The organism is Acidovorax lacteus (assembly GCF_039540375.1).
Classification (GTDB): domain Bacteria; phylum Pseudomonadota; class Gammaproteobacteria; order Burkholderiales; family Burkholderiaceae_C; genus Acidovorax_G; species Acidovorax_G lacteus.
In genome coordinates this window covers 18,821-34,709 of the sequence record NZ_BAABEX010000024.1, presented here as the reverse complement: position 1 = coordinate 34,709, position 15,889 = coordinate 18,821, and the positions used below count along the sequence as shown (strand labels likewise).

The following is a 15,889-nucleotide window of genomic DNA, read 5'->3' as shown; positions in this document are numbered from 1 at the left end:
CTCATGAAGGCTCTCCGGTGCGGGGCGCAGGCTCGGCGGCAGGGGTCGGGCTCGCTGGTGGCGGCGCGGCCACAGGGTTGGCATCTGTGTCGCGCGCACGCCGCGGCACACGCACCACGCGCGGATCGGTCCAGGTGCCGTCGATGCGGAATTCCTGCGTCGCAGCCTCAATCAGCGGGCCGCGCAGGAACACCTGCGCCAAAAAGCTGCCCAGGCCGATCACCGGGTTGATGGCTGTGGCCACCAGCGAGGCTGTCATCGCATTGATCTCGGGCACCACCACCACGCGCAGGTCCTGCGTTTCGCGGTCGATGTCGGCACTGCCCTCCATCAGCACGGCGGCGTTCACGCCCTTCATCTGCAGGTTGTTGGTGGTGGCCAGCCCCCGCTCGATGCGCGTGTCGCCGCGCACGAAGTCGAACGCAAAGCCTTCGCTGAACACATCGCGGAAGTCGAGCGTGAGGCGCCGCGGCAGCGACTGCAGGCTCAGCACCCCCAGCAGCTTGGCCAGCCCCGGGTCGGCCTTGAGGAACTGCCCGGCCTCCAGGTCGAGGTGGATCTGCCCGCTCATGCTGCGGTAGTCCGGGCTCATGGGCGTGCCGATCCAGCCAATCTGTCCTTCCATGCGGCCCTTGCCGCGCCGCATCACGCCGGGCATGCCAAAGCGCGTGAGCAGGTCGCCTGAGTCGCGAATGTCGAGCTTGAAGCTCAGCGCAGTGCGCTTTTCCGTGGCGCGCCCTTCAAGCCCCGCCTGCCCGAGCAAGGCCCAGTTGCCGGTGGCGGTGAGCGTGGCCTCGGGCGTGGCCATGTTGAACTTGGACAGCCGCCATTCGCGCGGGCCGGCATCGCCGCCGCGGTTTTGCGCCTCGATCTCCACACGGCCCAGGCGACGCCCGCGCAGCTCGAAGTCGTCCACCACCAGGTCCAGGGCTGGCAGATCGCCCTGCGGCTGGTCGAGCAAGCCGTCCACATAGTGCGCATCGCTTTGCGGCAGGTTCACGCGCGACAGGCGCGCGTACAGCCGCCCCGCCGCGCCAGGGCGCGGCGCGTCCTGGTATTCGACATAGCCGCTGAACTCTTGGGCGGCCACGCTCGCGCGCCAGGCATCGGCCGTGCGCTGCGCACCCGCGGCCACGTTGCGGAAGGTGCGCCCCTGCGCGGTGAGCGTGCGGGCGCGCAGCGCAAGCGTGGTGGGCCCATAGCCCGAGGCCGCAGCCAGCATGGCGGCCTCGGGCGCAGCGGTGCCCGGGGACGCGGTCGCCGCACCTGATGCCGCGGCCACGCGGGCCAGTACGGCCCGCCACGCGTCCACATCGAGCGCGTTCCACTGCAGGTTGGCCGCAACGCCTTCGACAGGCGCTGGGGGCGATTCGCCCGGCGCAAGCCCCAGGCCAATGGAGCCGCGCAGCACGCGCACGGTGCTGCCATTCCACTCGCGCAGGTACTGGGCAGCGCCTGCGCCAGCCCAATCGAGTTGCACGGTCTCGCGCAGGGGGGCTGCTGCGCCTTGGGGCGCAGCAGCAGCGAGCAGACTCTCGCGCGTGATCTGGGTTTCCAGCCGCACGGGCACGCTGGACTCCGCCGGTTTGCCCAGCGGTGCCGGCAAGGCCAGCGCCATGCCTAGCAGGTTGGTGCTGAGCGACAGCTCGGGATGCCCGCGGCGGAAGTTCAGCGCGAGCGTGTAGGGCGCGCTGCCGCTGGCCAGCCGCGCGAACTGCGCCAGCGCACCCAGCTGGCGCGTTTGCTGCAGCCCTTCGGCCGTGGCCGTGCCCTGCGCGCGGATCTGCACCGTGGGCTCGGTGGCGGGCGCATTGGGGGCCTGCGGGCGCATACCGCCGTCGATGCGCACCTCGCCACCCAGCGCGCGGCCCTGGACGCCTGCCAGCGAAAACCCGGCCTCGGTGAACTGCACCGCTCCGCGCAGGCGGGTCAGCGCAGGCGTCTCGGGTGTGATGCGCAGCTCGTTGCCCGCCATCTGCACGCTGCCCTGCACCCGCGAGCGCGCCAGTTCGCTGATGGGCAGCGACAAGCGCAGTTGCAGGTCTGCGGTGCCGGCGCCCGTGGCCTGCGCCAGGGCGTTGCCCGTCATGGCCGCCAGCGGCGACTGGTTGACCAGCGTGAGCACCTCGCCCAGCGGCCCGCGCGCCTCAGCGCTCACGCCCACCACCGTGTGGTTGAGATCGGGAATACGCGCCTCGACCTTGGACAGTCGCAAACCCGGCGTGTTGGAAAACGCCCCGCTGGCGCCGCGTACCTGCATGGACGAGCGCTCGAAGATCAGCTCCCCCGCCAGCTGGGTGAGCGCGGGCCAACGGGGGCTGCCCTCGGGTAGCAGGCGCGGCGGTACGTAGGCATAGGTCACGTCCTGCACCTTGGCCGCGATGCGGAACTCGCCCTGGCGCGGGTCGTTGAAGGGCAGGTGGTGCAGATCGCCCCGAACCTTGAACTGCACCTGGCTTGCGCGCCCGGCCTGCACGGCGTCGCGCACATAGTGACGGGCGTCGGCAGGAATGGTCAGCGGCAGATAGCGGTGCACACGGGTGCCGTCGGCACGGCTCAGAGTGCCCGAAAGATCAAGCACCCCCGGAAAACGCGACTGTCCGGACCCTGCGGGCACGTCCGCCGTGCGCCATGTGGCGCGGGCCTGGCCCTCGGCATCGGCATTGGCAAACTCCACGTCGCTGGCCTGCACGCTGATGCGCGCCCCATCGACCTGCCAGCGCACCTGCGCCGAAAGCCGGTCGAGCGGGAGCACTGGGTCCTCGAACACGCCGGGCAGCACCAGCGCGCCAGCACGAATGCCCACCGTCGCCTTGCCACCGGCCTGGTTCATGTCGATATCGACCTGCGCGCCCCGCAGGCCGGGCACATGCGCCGCGCGGCCGTTGGCGGGCGCAGCGAGGGCAAAGCCATGCATGCGCCCGCGCAGCTGATACTGCTGCAGCGCATCGAGCGGGCCGCGCCAAGTGGCCTGAATCTCGTCGATCAGGCCCTGAGGGGTGTAGGTGTCGAGCGCGCGATGCACCGTCGCCTCCAGGGGCAATCGGGTCGCGATGCTGGCCAACGCGCCAATGTCCAGCCGGTCGGCCCGGAACTCGCCCTGCGCCGGCTGGCGCCCGGTGGCCTCGGTGTACGTCAGGCGCAGATTGCCTCCGGGCCACACCAGGCCGTCGGCCGTGGTGAACTGCAGGCCCTGGGTGCTGAACTCGAATCCGCCGGCCAGTCGTCGGCCGCCCACGCGCCCCTGCACCACGGACAACGCCAGCGGCTCCAACCCTGCGCCCAGCGTCGCGTTCACATCGGCCAGCGCCAAGTCTGCGGTGCCGCCAACGATGACACCGCGCTGCACATCGGCCCAAGCGCGCAACGCGCCACGGCCGTCCGCCACCTCAACCCCCAAGTCGGCGTGCTGGCGCAGCCGCGAGACGTCCACCCGAGCAAAGTCGGCGTAGAGCTGGCCGCTCCATTGCCGCCAGTCGCCGTCGCGTGCCCGCAGCAAAGGCGCTCGGAATTGGCCGGTGAGCGAGAAGCGGTCGCCCCACTCAGCGGGCGGTGTCGCGTCCACCCGCATCTGGTGTCGCCAGTTGCCGTTGCGCAGCAGCAGCTGCACCTGATTCAGCGCCAGGGGCGGCGCGCCACGCAACTCATCGGTCCAGCGCAGCGTACCGTTGCGGATGATCACCTCTCCTTGGGAGAACAGCCAGTCGGCCAGCGCATTGCTGTCCCCGCCGCCTTGCGCCACTTCCAGCCCGGCCACAAGCAACCGGCCTTGGGCGGTGCGGCGGATGTCCAGCTCGGGCGATTCGACATACAGCTGGTCAAAACCCCAGTGAAGGAGCGAGCGCGGCGACAGCGCCACCACCACGCGCGGCAGCAGCAGCGCCTGGCGCCCTTGCGGGTCGAGCAGGGCCACGTCCAGCAGCTCGAACGACGGGATCAGTCCCTCGGTGCGGGCACTGAGGTTGCCCATGCGCACGGGCACCCCCAATGCGCGTGTGGCCTGGGCTTCCAGCTGCGGGCGAAACTCACCGATACGCGGCACAATCCAGCCGTGTAAAGCAGCCCACGCCGCGGTCAGCAGCAGCCAGAAAGCCAGCAGCAGACCCAGAGACCAACGCGCCAACCCGGCCACGATTCTCAATAGGCGTGTGGGATGCAGCGTCGGTTCGATCATGGTGGGGTGGAATGTGGCAAGAATTATGACCCGCGGCCTTGCAGCGGGTTCACTGCAAATCGCTGTCTGCGTGGGCGTGCCAGCCCCTGTGCCCCATGTCGTCGCCTGCGCTTGACCCTTGCGGCGGACGCCGCGACTGGACGGCGCTGCCGACGGCGCACTCGCGTTTTCTGCAGCGCCTGCAACGGCGCTACGAGGCCGACCTGCAGCTTCTGGCGCCTGGCTGCCCCGACCGCGCGAGCATGGCCCAGGCGCTGGATGCATTGCGGGCACGCGGGCTGGACCTGGGCACGGCCATGCGCATGCTGCGCCAGCTCGTAATGGAGCGGCTGATCCGCCAAGACTGTGAAGCGCAGGCCCCGCTGGCCGACATCACCCGCGCCGTGACCGAACTGGCCGAGCTGGCGCTCGACCGGGCCTGCCAACAGGCGCGTGCGGAGCTGGACGCCCAGCATGGCGCGCCCCGCGGGCCACAGGGCCAGGACGTAGCGCTGTGGATCATCGGCATGGGAAAGCTCGGAGCCCGCGAGCTCAATGTGTCCAGCGACATCGACCTGATCTACGTCTACGAACATGACGGCGAGACCGCCGGCCGCGCCGATGGCCGAGGGGTGATCTCCAATCACGAGTACTTTGGTCGCGCGGTCAAGGCCATCTACCACCTGGTGGGCGACACCACCGAGCACGGTTTTGTCTTCCGGGTGGATCTGGCGCTGCGGCCCAACGGCAACTCAGGCCCTGCAGCCGTGTCACTGGCTGCGCTCGAAGAATACCTGCAGGTGCAGGGCCGCGAATGGGAGCGCTTTGCCTGGCTCAAAAGCCGGGTGGTGGCGCCTCTGGATGCCGTGTCCAGCCCCGCTGTGCAGGGCCTGCGGGCGGTGGTGCTGCCGTTTGTGTTTCGCCGCTATCTCGACTACAGCGTGTTCGAGGCGCTGCGCCTGCTGCACCGCCAGATCCGCGACCATGCCACGCGCCGCAGTGCGGGGCACCCCGAACGCGCCAACGACGTGAAGCTCTCGCGCGGGGGTATCCGCGAGATCGAGTTCACCGTGCAACTGCTGCAGGTGGTGCGCGGCGGGCAGTTTCCAGAGCTGCGCCGCAGGCCCACGCTGGATGCGCTGCAGCGCCTCGCGCAGGCCGGGCTCATGCCGCAGCAGACTGCCGAGGCGCTGGCACGGGCCTATGAGTTCCTGCGCCGCGTGGAGCACCGCATCCAGTACCTGGACGACCAGCAGACCCATGTGCTGCCCACGCGCGATGACGACCTCTGGTGGATTGCCAGCACCCTGGGCTACCCGGACACCTGTGCGTTTTTGCATGCGCTGGACGAGCACCGCGAACTCGTAGCCCAGGAATTTGACACCCTACTCGGCGGCAGCACCAAGCAGTGCTCAGGTGGGGGCTGCGGCGGCCCGCGCGCAGCCGCCACCCCCGTGCCCGAACTCGACACACTCGTCGAGCAGCTTCCGGGCGCATTCCGCGACCGGGTGGCCGAATGGCGCAACCACCCCCGCGTGGCCGCACTGCGCGACGAAGCACGCGCGCGCCTGCTGCGCATCGTGCAGCGCACCGCCCAGTGGCTGGCCGAGGCGCGAGTGACCGAAGACGCCTGCGTGCGCCTGATCAACTGGCTGGAACCCCTGCTGCGCCGCGAAAGCTACCTGGCGCTGCTGCTCGAGCGCCCCTCGGTGCACGAGCAGCTGCTGCACCTGCTGGGCGCTGCGCGCTGGCCGGCGCGCTACCTGCTGCAGCACCCGGGCGTGATCGACGAGCTGGTGGGCGACGCCATGTGGAACGAGCGCTTCACCGCCGCTGAATTCGAGCGCGAACTGGGCCTGCGCCTGGCTTCGCTGCAGTCCACCGCCGAAGACGACGACGAGAACCTGCTGAACCTGCTGCGCCGCGCCCAGCATGCCGAGACCTTCCGCACGCTGGCACGCGACGTGGAAGGCCGCATCACCGTGGAACAGGTGGCCGACGACCTGAGCGCACTGGCCGACAGCGTGCTGCGCGTGACCGCACAGTGGTGCTGGAGCCGGCTGCGCAACCGGCACCGCGAGGCGCCGCAGTTCGCCATCATTGGCTACGGCAAGCTCGGCGGCAAAGAGCTGGGTTACGGCAGCGACCTGGACATCGTGTTCGTGTTCGACGACGAGGACGATCGCGCGCCCGAGGTGTATGCGGCCTTCGTGCGCAAGCTCATCAACTGGCTCACCGTGAAGACGGGCGAAGGCGACCTGTACGAGATCGACACCGCGCTGCGGCCCAATGGCAGCTCGGGCATGCTCGTGACCAGCTTCGAGGCCTTTGCGCGCTACCAGCAGCAACGCGGCAGCAACACCGCCTGGACCTGGGAACACCAGGCCATGACGCGCGCGCGTTTTGTGCTGGGCAGCCCTGCGCTGCAAGCCCGCTTTGACGCGGTGCGCGAAGCCGTGATCACCAGCGAACGCGACCCGGCCGCACTGCGTGCCGAGATTACCGCCATGCGCGAGCGGGTGTGCGCTGCACACCCCACACGGGCCGGGCAGTTTGAAGTCAAGCACAGCCCTGGCGGTATGGTGGACGCCGAGTTTGCCGTGCAATATCTGGTGCTGGCCGAATCTGCCCGCCATCCGGGCCTGCGCGACAACGTGGGCAATATCGCCCTGCTGCAACGTGCCGAAGAATGCGGCCTGCTGCCACCCGGCGTGGGGCACGCCGCCGCCGACGCCTACCGGGAGCTGCGCCGCGTACAGCACCGTGCGCGGCTCGATGAGGTGCCCACCGAAGTCGAGCCCCCGGCCCTGCAGGCCGAGCGCGAAGCCATTCTGACGCTGTGGCGCAGCGTGTTCGGCGCAGAAGCGGTTGATCCGGCCACCGGCAAAGCCCTGCGCTGAGTCGGTTTGTTCCGGTTAATTCAAACAACTGTTTGAATTTGAGGTGTAATGCGGGGCATGAGCTCCCGCACGCCCGTTCGCGTCCTTGCCCCCCCGGCCAGCGCCCCGGCCGCACAGCGCACCGCCCGCAGCGATGGCGAAGACACGCGCGCCCGGCTGCTGCAGGCGGCCTTTGCCCTGTTTGCCGAACGCGGCTACGCCCAGACCTCGGTGCGCGCGATTGCGCAGGCGGCAGGCAGCAACGTGGCGGCGATTGCCTACCACTTTGGCGACAAGGCCGGTCTGTACAGCGCGACCTTTTACGAACCCTTGGGCAGCAGCGGTGCACTGGTGCCGCTGCTGCAGGACCACAGCCGCGCGCTGCCGGATGTGCTGCACGCCTACTTTGCATCCCTGCTCAAGCCGCTGGAGCAGGACGACCTGATACGCCAAGCGATCCGGCTGCACGTGCGCGAACTGCTGGAGCCCACCCACGTGTGGCCTGAGCTGATCGAGCGCGAATGCCGCGGCCCGCACCTGGCGCTGGTGCAGCGGCTGTGCGCGCACCTGGGCCTGCCGCGCGCCGACGACGATCTGCACCGGCTGGTGTTCACGATCCACGGACTCCTCATGCAGATGTGGACCCAGCGCGACGCGCTCGAAGCCGTCGCGCCGCGCCTGGCCCGCCCGGCTGCGGTGAGCGGTTGGGTCGAGCGGCTCACGGGCTTCGCGCTGGCCCTGATCGACAGCGAAACCCTGCGGCGCGGCCTGCCTGCGCCGCTGCTCTTGCCACGGAAGGACCCTGCACCATGACCTCTTGGCTCCGCTGGGGCCTGGCCTGCACACCGCTGGTGCTGGCCGGTTGCGCCCTGACTCCGCCACCCGCCCGGGTGGACACCCCCACCGCCACCGTCTGGCATGCGCCGCTTCCGCATGGCGGCGCGGTGGACGGCCTGGCCGCCTGGTGGGCGCGCTGGAACGATCCGCTGCTGGTGGACTTGATCGAGCGCTCGCAGGCGCTCAGCCCCACGGTGGCGCAGGCCGCGTCGCGCCTTGCCCAGGCCCGCGCAGCGCAGCAGACAGCCCGTGCGGCGCTGGGCCCTACGCTCGACGGGCAGGCCAGCGCCACGCGCGGCTTCAGCGAGCAGCTCGCCCGCGTGGCCACCACGGCGCAAGCGGGTGTGCAGGCGGGCTGGGAGATCGATCTGTGGGGCGGCAACACGGCCGCCGCGCGGGCCGCGGGCGAGCGCCTGGCCGGCGCGCAGGCCCAGTGGCACGAGGCGCGCGTGAGCGTGGCCGCCGAAGTGGCCTTGCAGTACCGCGGCTGGCGCTCGTGCCTGCAGCAGCTGGACGTGGCCGAACGCGACGCAGCCTCGCGCGCCGAAACGGCCCGCCTGTCCGATGCCAGCGAGCGCGCAGGCTTCACGCCCCCGGCCACGGCCGCGCTCGCCCGCGCCAGTGCCGCCGAAGGCCGCGCCCGCGCCGTGCAGCAGCGCATGCAGTGTGAAGTCGATCTCAAGTCGCTGGTCGCGCTGACCGGCATGGAAGAGCCCGCACTGCGGGAGCGCGCGGCCACCGCCCCACCGCTGCCCCCCGAATCGCTGATGGGCCTGGCGTCACTGCCTGCGCAGGTGTTGGCGCAGCGACCAGACGTGTACAGCGCCGAGCGCGACGTGGCGGCGGCCAGCGCCGATGTGGGCACGGCCCAAGCGCAGCGCTATCCGCGGCTGTCGCTGCAAGGCTCCGTGGGCGTGGGTTCCGTGCGCGTGGGCGGTGGCTCGACCGAAGCCACGACCTGGTCGATCGGCCCCCTGGCGCTGCAGCTGCCGCTGTTCGACGGTGGCCGCCGCGCGGCACAGGTCGATGCGGCCCAGGCCCGCTACGACGAAGCTGCAGCCCTGTACCGCGCTCGGGTGCGCCAGGCGGTGGGCGAGGTCGAGCAGGCGCTGGTGCGACTGCAGGCCACCGCCGAGCGTCGCGCCAGTGCCGACGCCGCTGCACAGGGCTACCAGACCTCACTGCAGGCCACCGAGGCACGCTGGCGTGCCGGGCTGGCCAGCCAGGTGGAGCTGGAAGACGCACGCCGCACGGCGCTGGCAGCGCAAAGCGCCTTGGTGGCGCTTCAGCTCGAACGCGAAAGCGCCTGGATTGCGCTGTATCGCGCAGCCGGCGGTGGCTGGGAGCCGCCCGCGGGCGCTGCGCAGACGGCACAGACCCGTACGCCCTGACCCGATGACACCGCAGGCCATGCCTGCCCCTTTGTTGAATGTGCCCCCGGCGGCCCCGCAGGCCGCCCCCACCGAATGGAGCCGATTCCATGCGACTGAACCTCTTGCACAAGACCCCTGCGGCCTGGGCCGCCCTGGCCCTGGTGGCCGCCACCGCCACGGGCGCAGCCCTGCTGGCCAGCCCCACGCGTGCGGCAGGCGACGCTCCCGCGCGCAGCGAAGGCCGCCCTGCCATGACGGTAACGGCCGAGGCGCCCCAGCGCACGGCCCTGGCCCAGCGCCTGACGGCCAACGGCAACCTGGCCGCCTGGCAGGAGGCCATCATCGGCGCTGAGAGCAACGGCCTGCGCCTGACCCATGTGGCCGTGAACGTGGGCGACACCGTGCGCGCTGGTCAGGTGCTGGCCACCTTTGCGGCCGAGACCGTAGAGGCCGAGCTGGCCCAGGCGCGCGCTGCGCTGCTCGAAGCCCAGGCCGCGGCAGCCGAAGCCGCTGCCAACGCCGAACGCGCCCGCACGCTACAGACCACGGGCGCGCTCAGTGCCCAGCAGATCCAGCAGTACGCCACGGCCGAAAAGACCGCGCAGGCACGCGTTGAGGCCGCACAAGCGCAGCTGCGCGTGCAGCAGCTTCGTCTGAAGCACACCGAAGTGCGTGCGCCCGACAGCGGCGTGATCTCGGCCCGTGCGGCCACCGTGGGTGCGGTGGTGGGCGCGGGTACCGAGCTGTTCCGCATGGTGCGCAAGGGCCGCCTCGAATGGCGCGCCGAGGTCACGCAGGCCGAGCTGGGTCGCCTGAAACCCGGCACGCGTGTGGACGTCACGGCCGCCAGTGGTGCCAGCGTGCAGGGCACGGTGCGCATGCTGGCCCCTACGGTGGACCCTCAGACGCGCAATGGCCTGGTGTACGTGGACGTGCCCGAGCACCCGGGGCTGCGCGCGGGCATGTTCGCGCGCGGCGAATTCGCGCTGGGTCAAACCGACGGCATGACGGTGCCGCAAGAGGCGCTGGTGGTGCGCGACGGCTTTGCCTACGTGTTCGTGCTGGGCGACGACCAGCGCGTGCAGCAGCGCAAGGTGCAGCCGGGCCGCCGCGCCGACGGCCGCGTGGAGGTGCTGGGCGGGCTGGAGCCGAACCAGCGCGTGGCCGTGCGCGGCGCGGGCTTCCTGAACGACGGGGACCTGGTGCGCGTCACCACCGCCGATTCAGCACCAAAACAAGCTCCAACCCAGCAAAGTCAAGCACAAGCCGCTACAAAATAAGGAGCAATCGCCATGAATGTTTCCGCATGGTCGATCCGCAACCCCATCCCGGCGCTGATGCTGTTCGTGCTGCTGACCTTCGGCGGCCTGCTGTCCTTCAAGGCCATGAAGGTGCAGAACTTCCCGGACATCGATCTGCCGACCATCTCGGTCACGGTGGCGCTGCCCGGCGCCTCGCCCACGCAGCTGGAAAACGATGTGGCGCGCAAGATCGAAAACAGCATCGCCACGCTGCAGGGGCTCAAGCACATCTACACCAAGGTACAGGACGGCGGGGCCACGATCACGGCCGAGTTCCGCCTGGAGAAACCCACACAAGAGGCGCTGGACGACGTGCGCTCGGCCGTGGCCCGCGTGCGTGGCGACCTGCCGGGTGACGTGCGCGATCCCATCGTCTCGAAGATGGACCTGGCCGCGCAGCCGGTGCTGGCCTTCACCATCCGATCGGTGCCCGCCAGTGCGGATGCGCCGCCGCGGCTCGACGACGAGGCGCTGTCCTGGTTTGTGGACAACGACGTGGCCAAGAAGCTGCTGGCCGTACGCGGCGTGGGCGCGGTCAACCGCGTGGGCGGCGTGGACCGCCAGGTGCATGTGGCGCTCGACCCGCTGAAGCTACAGGCCCTGGGCGCCACCGCCGCCGATATCTCGCGCCAGCTGCGGCAGGTGCAGATCGAAAGCGCGGGCGGCCGCACCGACGTGGGCGGCGCCGAGCAGCCCGTGCGCACGCTGGCCACGGTACAGACGGCGCAGGAGCTGGCCGCGCTGACGCTGGCGCTGCCCGACGGACGCTCCATCCGCCTCGACCAGGTGGCCACGGTGCAGGACACGATTGCCGAGCCCCGCGCGCTGGCCCTGCTCAACGGCAAGCCGGTGGTGGGCTTTGAGGTCGCGCGCAGCAAGGGCGCGAGCGAAGTCGAGGTGGGCGCGGCCGTGCAACAGGCGCTGGCCGAATTGCGCGCACAGCACCCCGACCTGGAGATCACCGAGGCCTTCAATTTCGTGCAGCCCGTGCAGGAGGAATACGACGGCTCCATGCAACTGCTGTACGAGGGCGCGTTCCTCGCGGTGGTGGTGGTGTGGTTCTTCCTGCGCGACTGGCGCGCCACCTTCGTGTCGGCCGTGGCGCTGCCGCTGTCGGTGATTCCGGCCTTTATCGGCATGTACCTGCTGGGCTTTTCCATCAACGTGATCACGCTGCTGGCGCTGTCGCTGGTGGTGGGCATCCTGGTGGACGACGCCATCGTGGAGGTCGAAAACATCGTGCGCCACCTGCGCATGGGCAAAACGCCCCTGCAGGCGGCCATGGAGGCGGCCGACGAGATCGGCCTCGCGGTGATTGCGACCACCTTCACGCTGATCGCGGTGTTTTTGCCCACCGCCTTCATGAGCGGCATTGCGGGCAAGTTCTTCAAGCAGTTTGGCTGGACGGCCGCGCTCGCAGTGTTTGCCAGCCTGGTGGTGGCGCGCATGCTCACGCCCATGATGGCGGCCTACATGCTCAAGCCCATCGTGGACGCCGAGCGCGAGCCGCGCTGGATGCCCACCTACCTGCGCTGGGCCGCCTGGTGCGTGCGCCACCGCGGCATCACCTTCCTGGCCACGGCGGTGTTCTTTGCCGGGTCGCTGGCGCTCATTCCGCTGCTGCCCACGGGCTTCATCCCGCCGGATGACAACTCGCAGACCCAGGTGTACCTGGAGCTGCCCCCGGGCGCCACACTGGCCCAGACGCGCGCCAGCGCCGAAGACGCGCGCCAGCGCATTGCCGCGCTCGACCATGTGCAAAGCGTCTACACCACGATTGGCGGCGGCTCGGCCGGGGCCGACCCGTTCATGGGCGCGGGCACAGCCGAAACCCGCAAGGCCACGCTGACCATCCTGCTCGACCCGCGTGGGGACCGGCCCCGCAAGCAGGTGATCGAAAACCGCATCCGCACCGCGCTGGAGCCGCTGCCCGGCGTGCGCAGCAAGGTCGGCCTGGGTGGGTCGGGCGAGAAGTACGTGCTCGTGCTCACCGGCGACGATCCGCAGGCCCTGTCGCAGGCGGCGCTGGCCGTCGAGAAAGACCTGCGCACGATCCCGGGGCTGGGCAACGTGGCGTCCACGGCCAGCCTGGTGCGCTCCGAGATCGCCGTGCGCCCCGACTTTGCGCGCGCCGCAGACTTGGGCGTGACCAGCGCCGCCATTGCCGAAACCCTGCGCATTGCCACGCTGGGCGACTACGACGTGGCGCTGCCCAAGCTCAACCTGGCTTCGCGCCAGGTGCCCATCGTGGTCAAGCTGCAGGACAGTGCGCGCCAGGACCTGGCCGTGCTGGAGCGTCTGACGGTGCCGGGCGCGCGCGGGCCGGTGCTGCTGTCGCAGGTGGCCACGCTGGAGTTCAGCGCCGGCCCGGCCGTGGTGGACCGCTACGACCGCGCCCGCAACGTGAACTTCGAAATCGAGCTGTCGGGCCTGCCGCTGGGCGAGGTGACCAAGGCGGTCGAGGCGCTGCCGTCGATCCAGAACCTGCCGCCGGGTGTGCGCCAGGTGACGGTGGGCGACGCGGAAGTCATGGGCGAGCTGTTCGCCAGCTTCGGCCTGGCCATGCTCACCGGCGTGCTGTGCATCTACATCGTGCTGGTGCTGCTGTTCAAGGACTTCCTGCACCCGGTCACCATCCTGGCCGCGCTGCCGCTGTCGCTGGGCGGTGCCTTCGTGGGCCTGCTGATGGCGCAAAAGAGCTTCTCCATGCCTTCGCTGATCGGGCTGATCATGCTCATGGGCATTGCGACCAAAAACTCCATCCTGCTGGTGGAGTACGCAATCGTCGCGCGGCGCGAGCAGGGCATGAGCCGCTTCGATGCGCTGATGGACGCCTGCCACAAACGCGCGCGGCCCATCATCATGACCACGCTGGCCATGGGCGCGGGCATGCTGCCGATTGCCGTGGGCTTTGGGGCGGCCGATGCGAGCTTCCGCTCGCCCATGGCTGTGGCGGTGATCGGCGGGCTCATCACCTCGACCTTCTTGAGCCTGCTGGTGATTCCGGCGGTGTTCACCTGGATCGACGACCTGGGCCAATGGCTGCTGCGCTTGGGCCGGCGCATCGGCCACCGGGACGCACCCGTAGAGCCAGCGCCGGCTGTGCCGCCCAAGACAGGTTCGGCGTAATCGGGAAAACTGCGGGGCTTCTGCCCCGCGTTCCTGCCTGCACAGTGCACCCTGGCGTTACATAATCGGCGGGCTCCGCACCGGCCGCCATGAACCTCGTCCCGCTCAACATCGACACGATCCAGATCGGCCAGCCGCTGCCCTTCATGCTGCGCGGCACCGACGGCGTGCTGCTGGCCGGCCGCGGATATGTGATCGGCAGCCGCGAGGAACTCGACAGTCTGGTCGCCCGGGGCCGCCAGCTGTGCGTGGACGTGGACGAGTCGGGCGACAGCCACCGCGCCTACCTGGCGCAGCTGCAGAAGATGCTGATGGCCGACACCTCGCTGGGCGAGCTGGCGGCGGTCAAGATTCCGGTCGCACACCGGGACCGCGAGCGCGAGGAGCGCCAGTCGCTCGACTGGCCCGCGTTGCAGCTGCACGCCACGCGCCTGCTGCGCGCGCCAGACGAGGGCGAGTTTCTGCTCCGGTTCGAGCAACTGCACGAAGAGCTGGTGCGCCGCTGCACCCAGGCACCCGATGCCACGCTGCTCGCGCTGGTGTATTTGTCGACCCAGGAAACGCGCATGTACAGCGCTACCCACGCCATGCTGGTGAGCTGCGCCTGCATGCTGGCCGCGCGCTCGGTGCTGCGCTGGCCCGAGGTGCGCGTGCTGCAGGTGGGCCGTGTGGCGCTGAGCATGAACATCGGCATGACCGAGCTGCAGGACCAGCTCGCCCAGCAGGCACAGCCGCTGACAAGCCGCCAGATTGCCTCGATCCAGCACCACGCTGCACGCTCCGAGGCCGTGCTGCATTCGCTGGGCGTGCAGGACGCCGACTGGCTCGAAGCCGTGCGCTGCCACCACGACCGCAGCCCAGGCCCGCTGGCCGATCGCAGCCCCGCGCAGCAGATGGCCCGCCTGGTGCAGCGCGCCGACGTGTTTGCCGCCCGCCTCGCGCCCCGCGCCAACCGCTGGCCCATGCCCGCCACCGCGGCCATGCAGGCCAGCTACTACGACGAGGAACGCAAGGTGGACGAAGCCGGTGCGGCCCTGGTCAAGGCGCTGGGGGTGTACCCGCCGGGCTCCTTCGTGCGGCTGATCACGCAAGAGGTGGCCGTGGTACTGCGCCGCGGTGCCAGCGCCACCACGCCGCGCGTGGCCGTGGTCATGAACCGCCAGGGCATGGCCACCGGGGAGTTTATTCCGCGCGATACCGCGCTGTCGCAGTGGAAGATTGCCTCGGTGGTAGCGCTCAAGGACGTGCGCGTCAATCTGTCGCTGGAGCGCCTGCTGGCGATGCTTTGAGTTCGCGCCAGGCCTGCACGGCCTGTGGCAGCAAGGCCAGATCCGTGATGGCCTGCACGCCCTCGGGCAAGGCCTTGCGCAAGCGCGGGTGTGCCCCCCCGACCCATAGCACCACATCCGCGGGCAGCCCCGCGCGCAACTGCTGCAGCCCCGCGTGCAGCGCGCGATCAGGCACCAGCGCGGTGCAACTCAGGGCCAGCACATCGGCCCGGTAGGCCTGCACCGCCCGCAGCGCATCGGACACCGGCAACTGCGGCCCCAGCACGATGGCCTCGCTGCCCAGGCTGGCCAGCAGCACCCGCACCATCTGCAGGCCGAGTCCGTGGGGCTCTTGCGGCAGGGTGGTGAGCACGACCCGCGGCCCTCGCAGCGGTGGACCACCGGGCGCTGGCACAGACGCTTGCTGCAGCACAGCCAGCAAGGTCTGGGTGAACAGGTGCTCTTCAAACACCTCCAGCCGACCCTCGATCCAGGCCTGCCCAACGGCTTCGACAGCTGGGGCTGCCGTTTGCACCACGAACGCAGCCGCTCCCTGCACACGCAGCGCCTGCATCAACGCATCTTGCAGAGCCATCGCATCGTGGCGGCGCAGCACCGTCAGCAGGGCCGGTTCCTGCCGATGAACGGGGGCGCAGGCTGCCGGGGTCGGTTGCGCACTGCCGCCCGACGGATCGAGCGCCTGGAGTTCGGTCAGCGGCAAGCCCACGATGTGCCGGGGGCGGTGTCCGGCATCGAGGAGGCGGCGCAACATGCGCAGCTGGTGCACCTGCTCGGTCGGGTACAGCCGCTCACCGGCGGCATCGCGCTGCGGCCGCGGGAATCCGTACCGCCGCTCCCAGACGCGCAGGGTGTCCTTGGGCAGCCCGGTGTCACGCTCCACGGCGGCAATGGGCCAGCCCTGCGAGGGGCCGGCGGAATACTCGGTCAT

Annotated in this window: 8 protein-coding genes; 6 read left to right on the top strand and 2 right to left on the bottom strand. The window is 70.2% G+C overall.

Features of this window, described 5'->3' with window-relative positions; translation table 11 throughout:
- Position 1: 1 nt before the first annotated feature.
- A complete protein-coding gene (locus tag ABD866_RS11035) occupies positions 2-4,174 on the bottom strand; it encodes a YhdP family protein (protein ID WP_345064685.1) in 4,173 nt (1,390 codons plus the stop codon).
- Positions 4,175-4,269: 95 nt separating this feature from the next.
- Here ABD866_RS11035 and glnE point away from each other — a divergent pair, with 95 nt between their 5' ends.
- The 6 genes from glnE (at position 4,270) to ABD866_RS11005 (ending at position 14,961) form a co-directional block, all read left to right on the top strand.
- Positions 4,270-7,053: a bifunctional [glutamate--ammonia ligase]-adenylyl-L-tyrosine phosphorylase/[glutamate--ammonia-ligase] adenylyltransferase gene (gene glnE / locus ABD866_RS11030; RefSeq protein ID WP_345064682.1), complete on the top strand. Its 2,784-nt coding sequence runs from the start codon at positions 4,270-4,272 to the stop codon at positions 7,051-7,053.
- A 57-nt stretch (positions 7,054-7,110) separates the two neighbouring features.
- Positions 7,111-7,845 (top strand): CerR family C-terminal domain-containing protein, encoded by a 735-nt coding sequence (locus ABD866_RS11025; RefSeq protein WP_345064679.1) that lies wholly within the window; start codon positions 7,111-7,113, stop codon positions 7,843-7,845.
- Complete coding sequence (locus tag ABD866_RS11020) at positions 7,842-9,260, top strand: efflux transporter outer membrane subunit (protein ID WP_345064676.1); 1,419 nt, start codon at positions 7,842-7,844, stop codon at positions 9,258-9,260. The genes ABD866_RS11025 and ABD866_RS11020 overlap by 4 nt, the downstream gene beginning before the upstream one ends.
- A gap of 89 nt (positions 9,261-9,349) precedes the next feature.
- The gene (locus ABD866_RS11015) at positions 9,350-10,522 is read left to right on the top strand and encodes an efflux RND transporter periplasmic adaptor subunit (protein WP_345064673.1); all 1,173 of its coding nucleotides are present in this window, start codon (positions 9,350-9,352) and stop codon (positions 10,520-10,522) included.
- Between the two features lie 12 nt (positions 10,523-10,534).
- A complete protein-coding gene (locus ABD866_RS11010) occupies positions 10,535-13,672 on the top strand; it encodes an efflux RND transporter permease subunit (RefSeq protein ID WP_345064670.1) in 3,138 nt (1,045 codons plus the stop codon).
- 89 nt (positions 13,673-13,761) lie between these two features.
- The gene (locus tag ABD866_RS11005) at positions 13,762-14,961 is read left to right on the top strand and encodes an HD-GYP domain-containing protein (RefSeq protein ID WP_345064667.1); all 1,200 of its coding nucleotides are present in this window, start codon (positions 13,762-13,764) and stop codon (positions 14,959-14,961) included.
- Here ABD866_RS11005 and ABD866_RS11000 read toward each other — a convergent pair.
- Positions 14,924-15,889 (bottom strand): MerR family transcriptional regulator, encoded by a 966-nt coding sequence (locus ABD866_RS11000; RefSeq protein ID WP_345064664.1) that lies wholly within the window; start codon positions 15,887-15,889, stop codon positions 14,924-14,926. The two genes, ABD866_RS11005 and ABD866_RS11000, sit on opposite strands and share 38 nt — an antisense overlap.

Excerpts from the sequence above, each read along its gene's own strand:
- ABD866_RS11025 (WP_345064679.1), top strand. The coding sequence starts at position 7,111 with ATGAGCTCCCGCACGCCCGTTCGCGTCCTTGCCCCCCCGGCCAGCGCC.
- ABD866_RS11000 (WP_345064664.1), bottom strand. The coding sequence starts at position 15,889 with ATGACCGAGTATTCCGCCGGCCCCTCGCAGGGCTGGCCCATTGCCGCC.
- ABD866_RS11005 (WP_345064667.1), top strand. The coding sequence starts at position 13,762 with ATGAACCTCGTCCCGCTCAACATCGACACGATCCAGATCGGCCAGCCG.
- ABD866_RS11020 (WP_345064676.1), top strand. The coding sequence starts at position 7,842 with ATGACCTCTTGGCTCCGCTGGGGCCTGGCCTGCACACCGCTGGTGCTG.
- ABD866_RS11015 (WP_345064673.1), top strand. The coding sequence starts at position 9,350 with ATGCGACTGAACCTCTTGCACAAGACCCCTGCGGCCTGGGCCGCCCTG.
- ABD866_RS11035 (WP_345064685.1), bottom strand. The coding sequence starts at position 4,174 with ATGATCGAACCGACGCTGCATCCCACACGCCTATTGAGAATCGTGGCC.
- glnE (WP_345064682.1), top strand. The coding sequence starts at position 4,270 with ATGTCGTCGCCTGCGCTTGACCCTTGCGGCGGACGCCGCGACTGGACG.
- ABD866_RS11010 (WP_345064670.1), top strand. The coding sequence starts at position 10,535 with ATGAATGTTTCCGCATGGTCGATCCGCAACCCCATCCCGGCGCTGATG.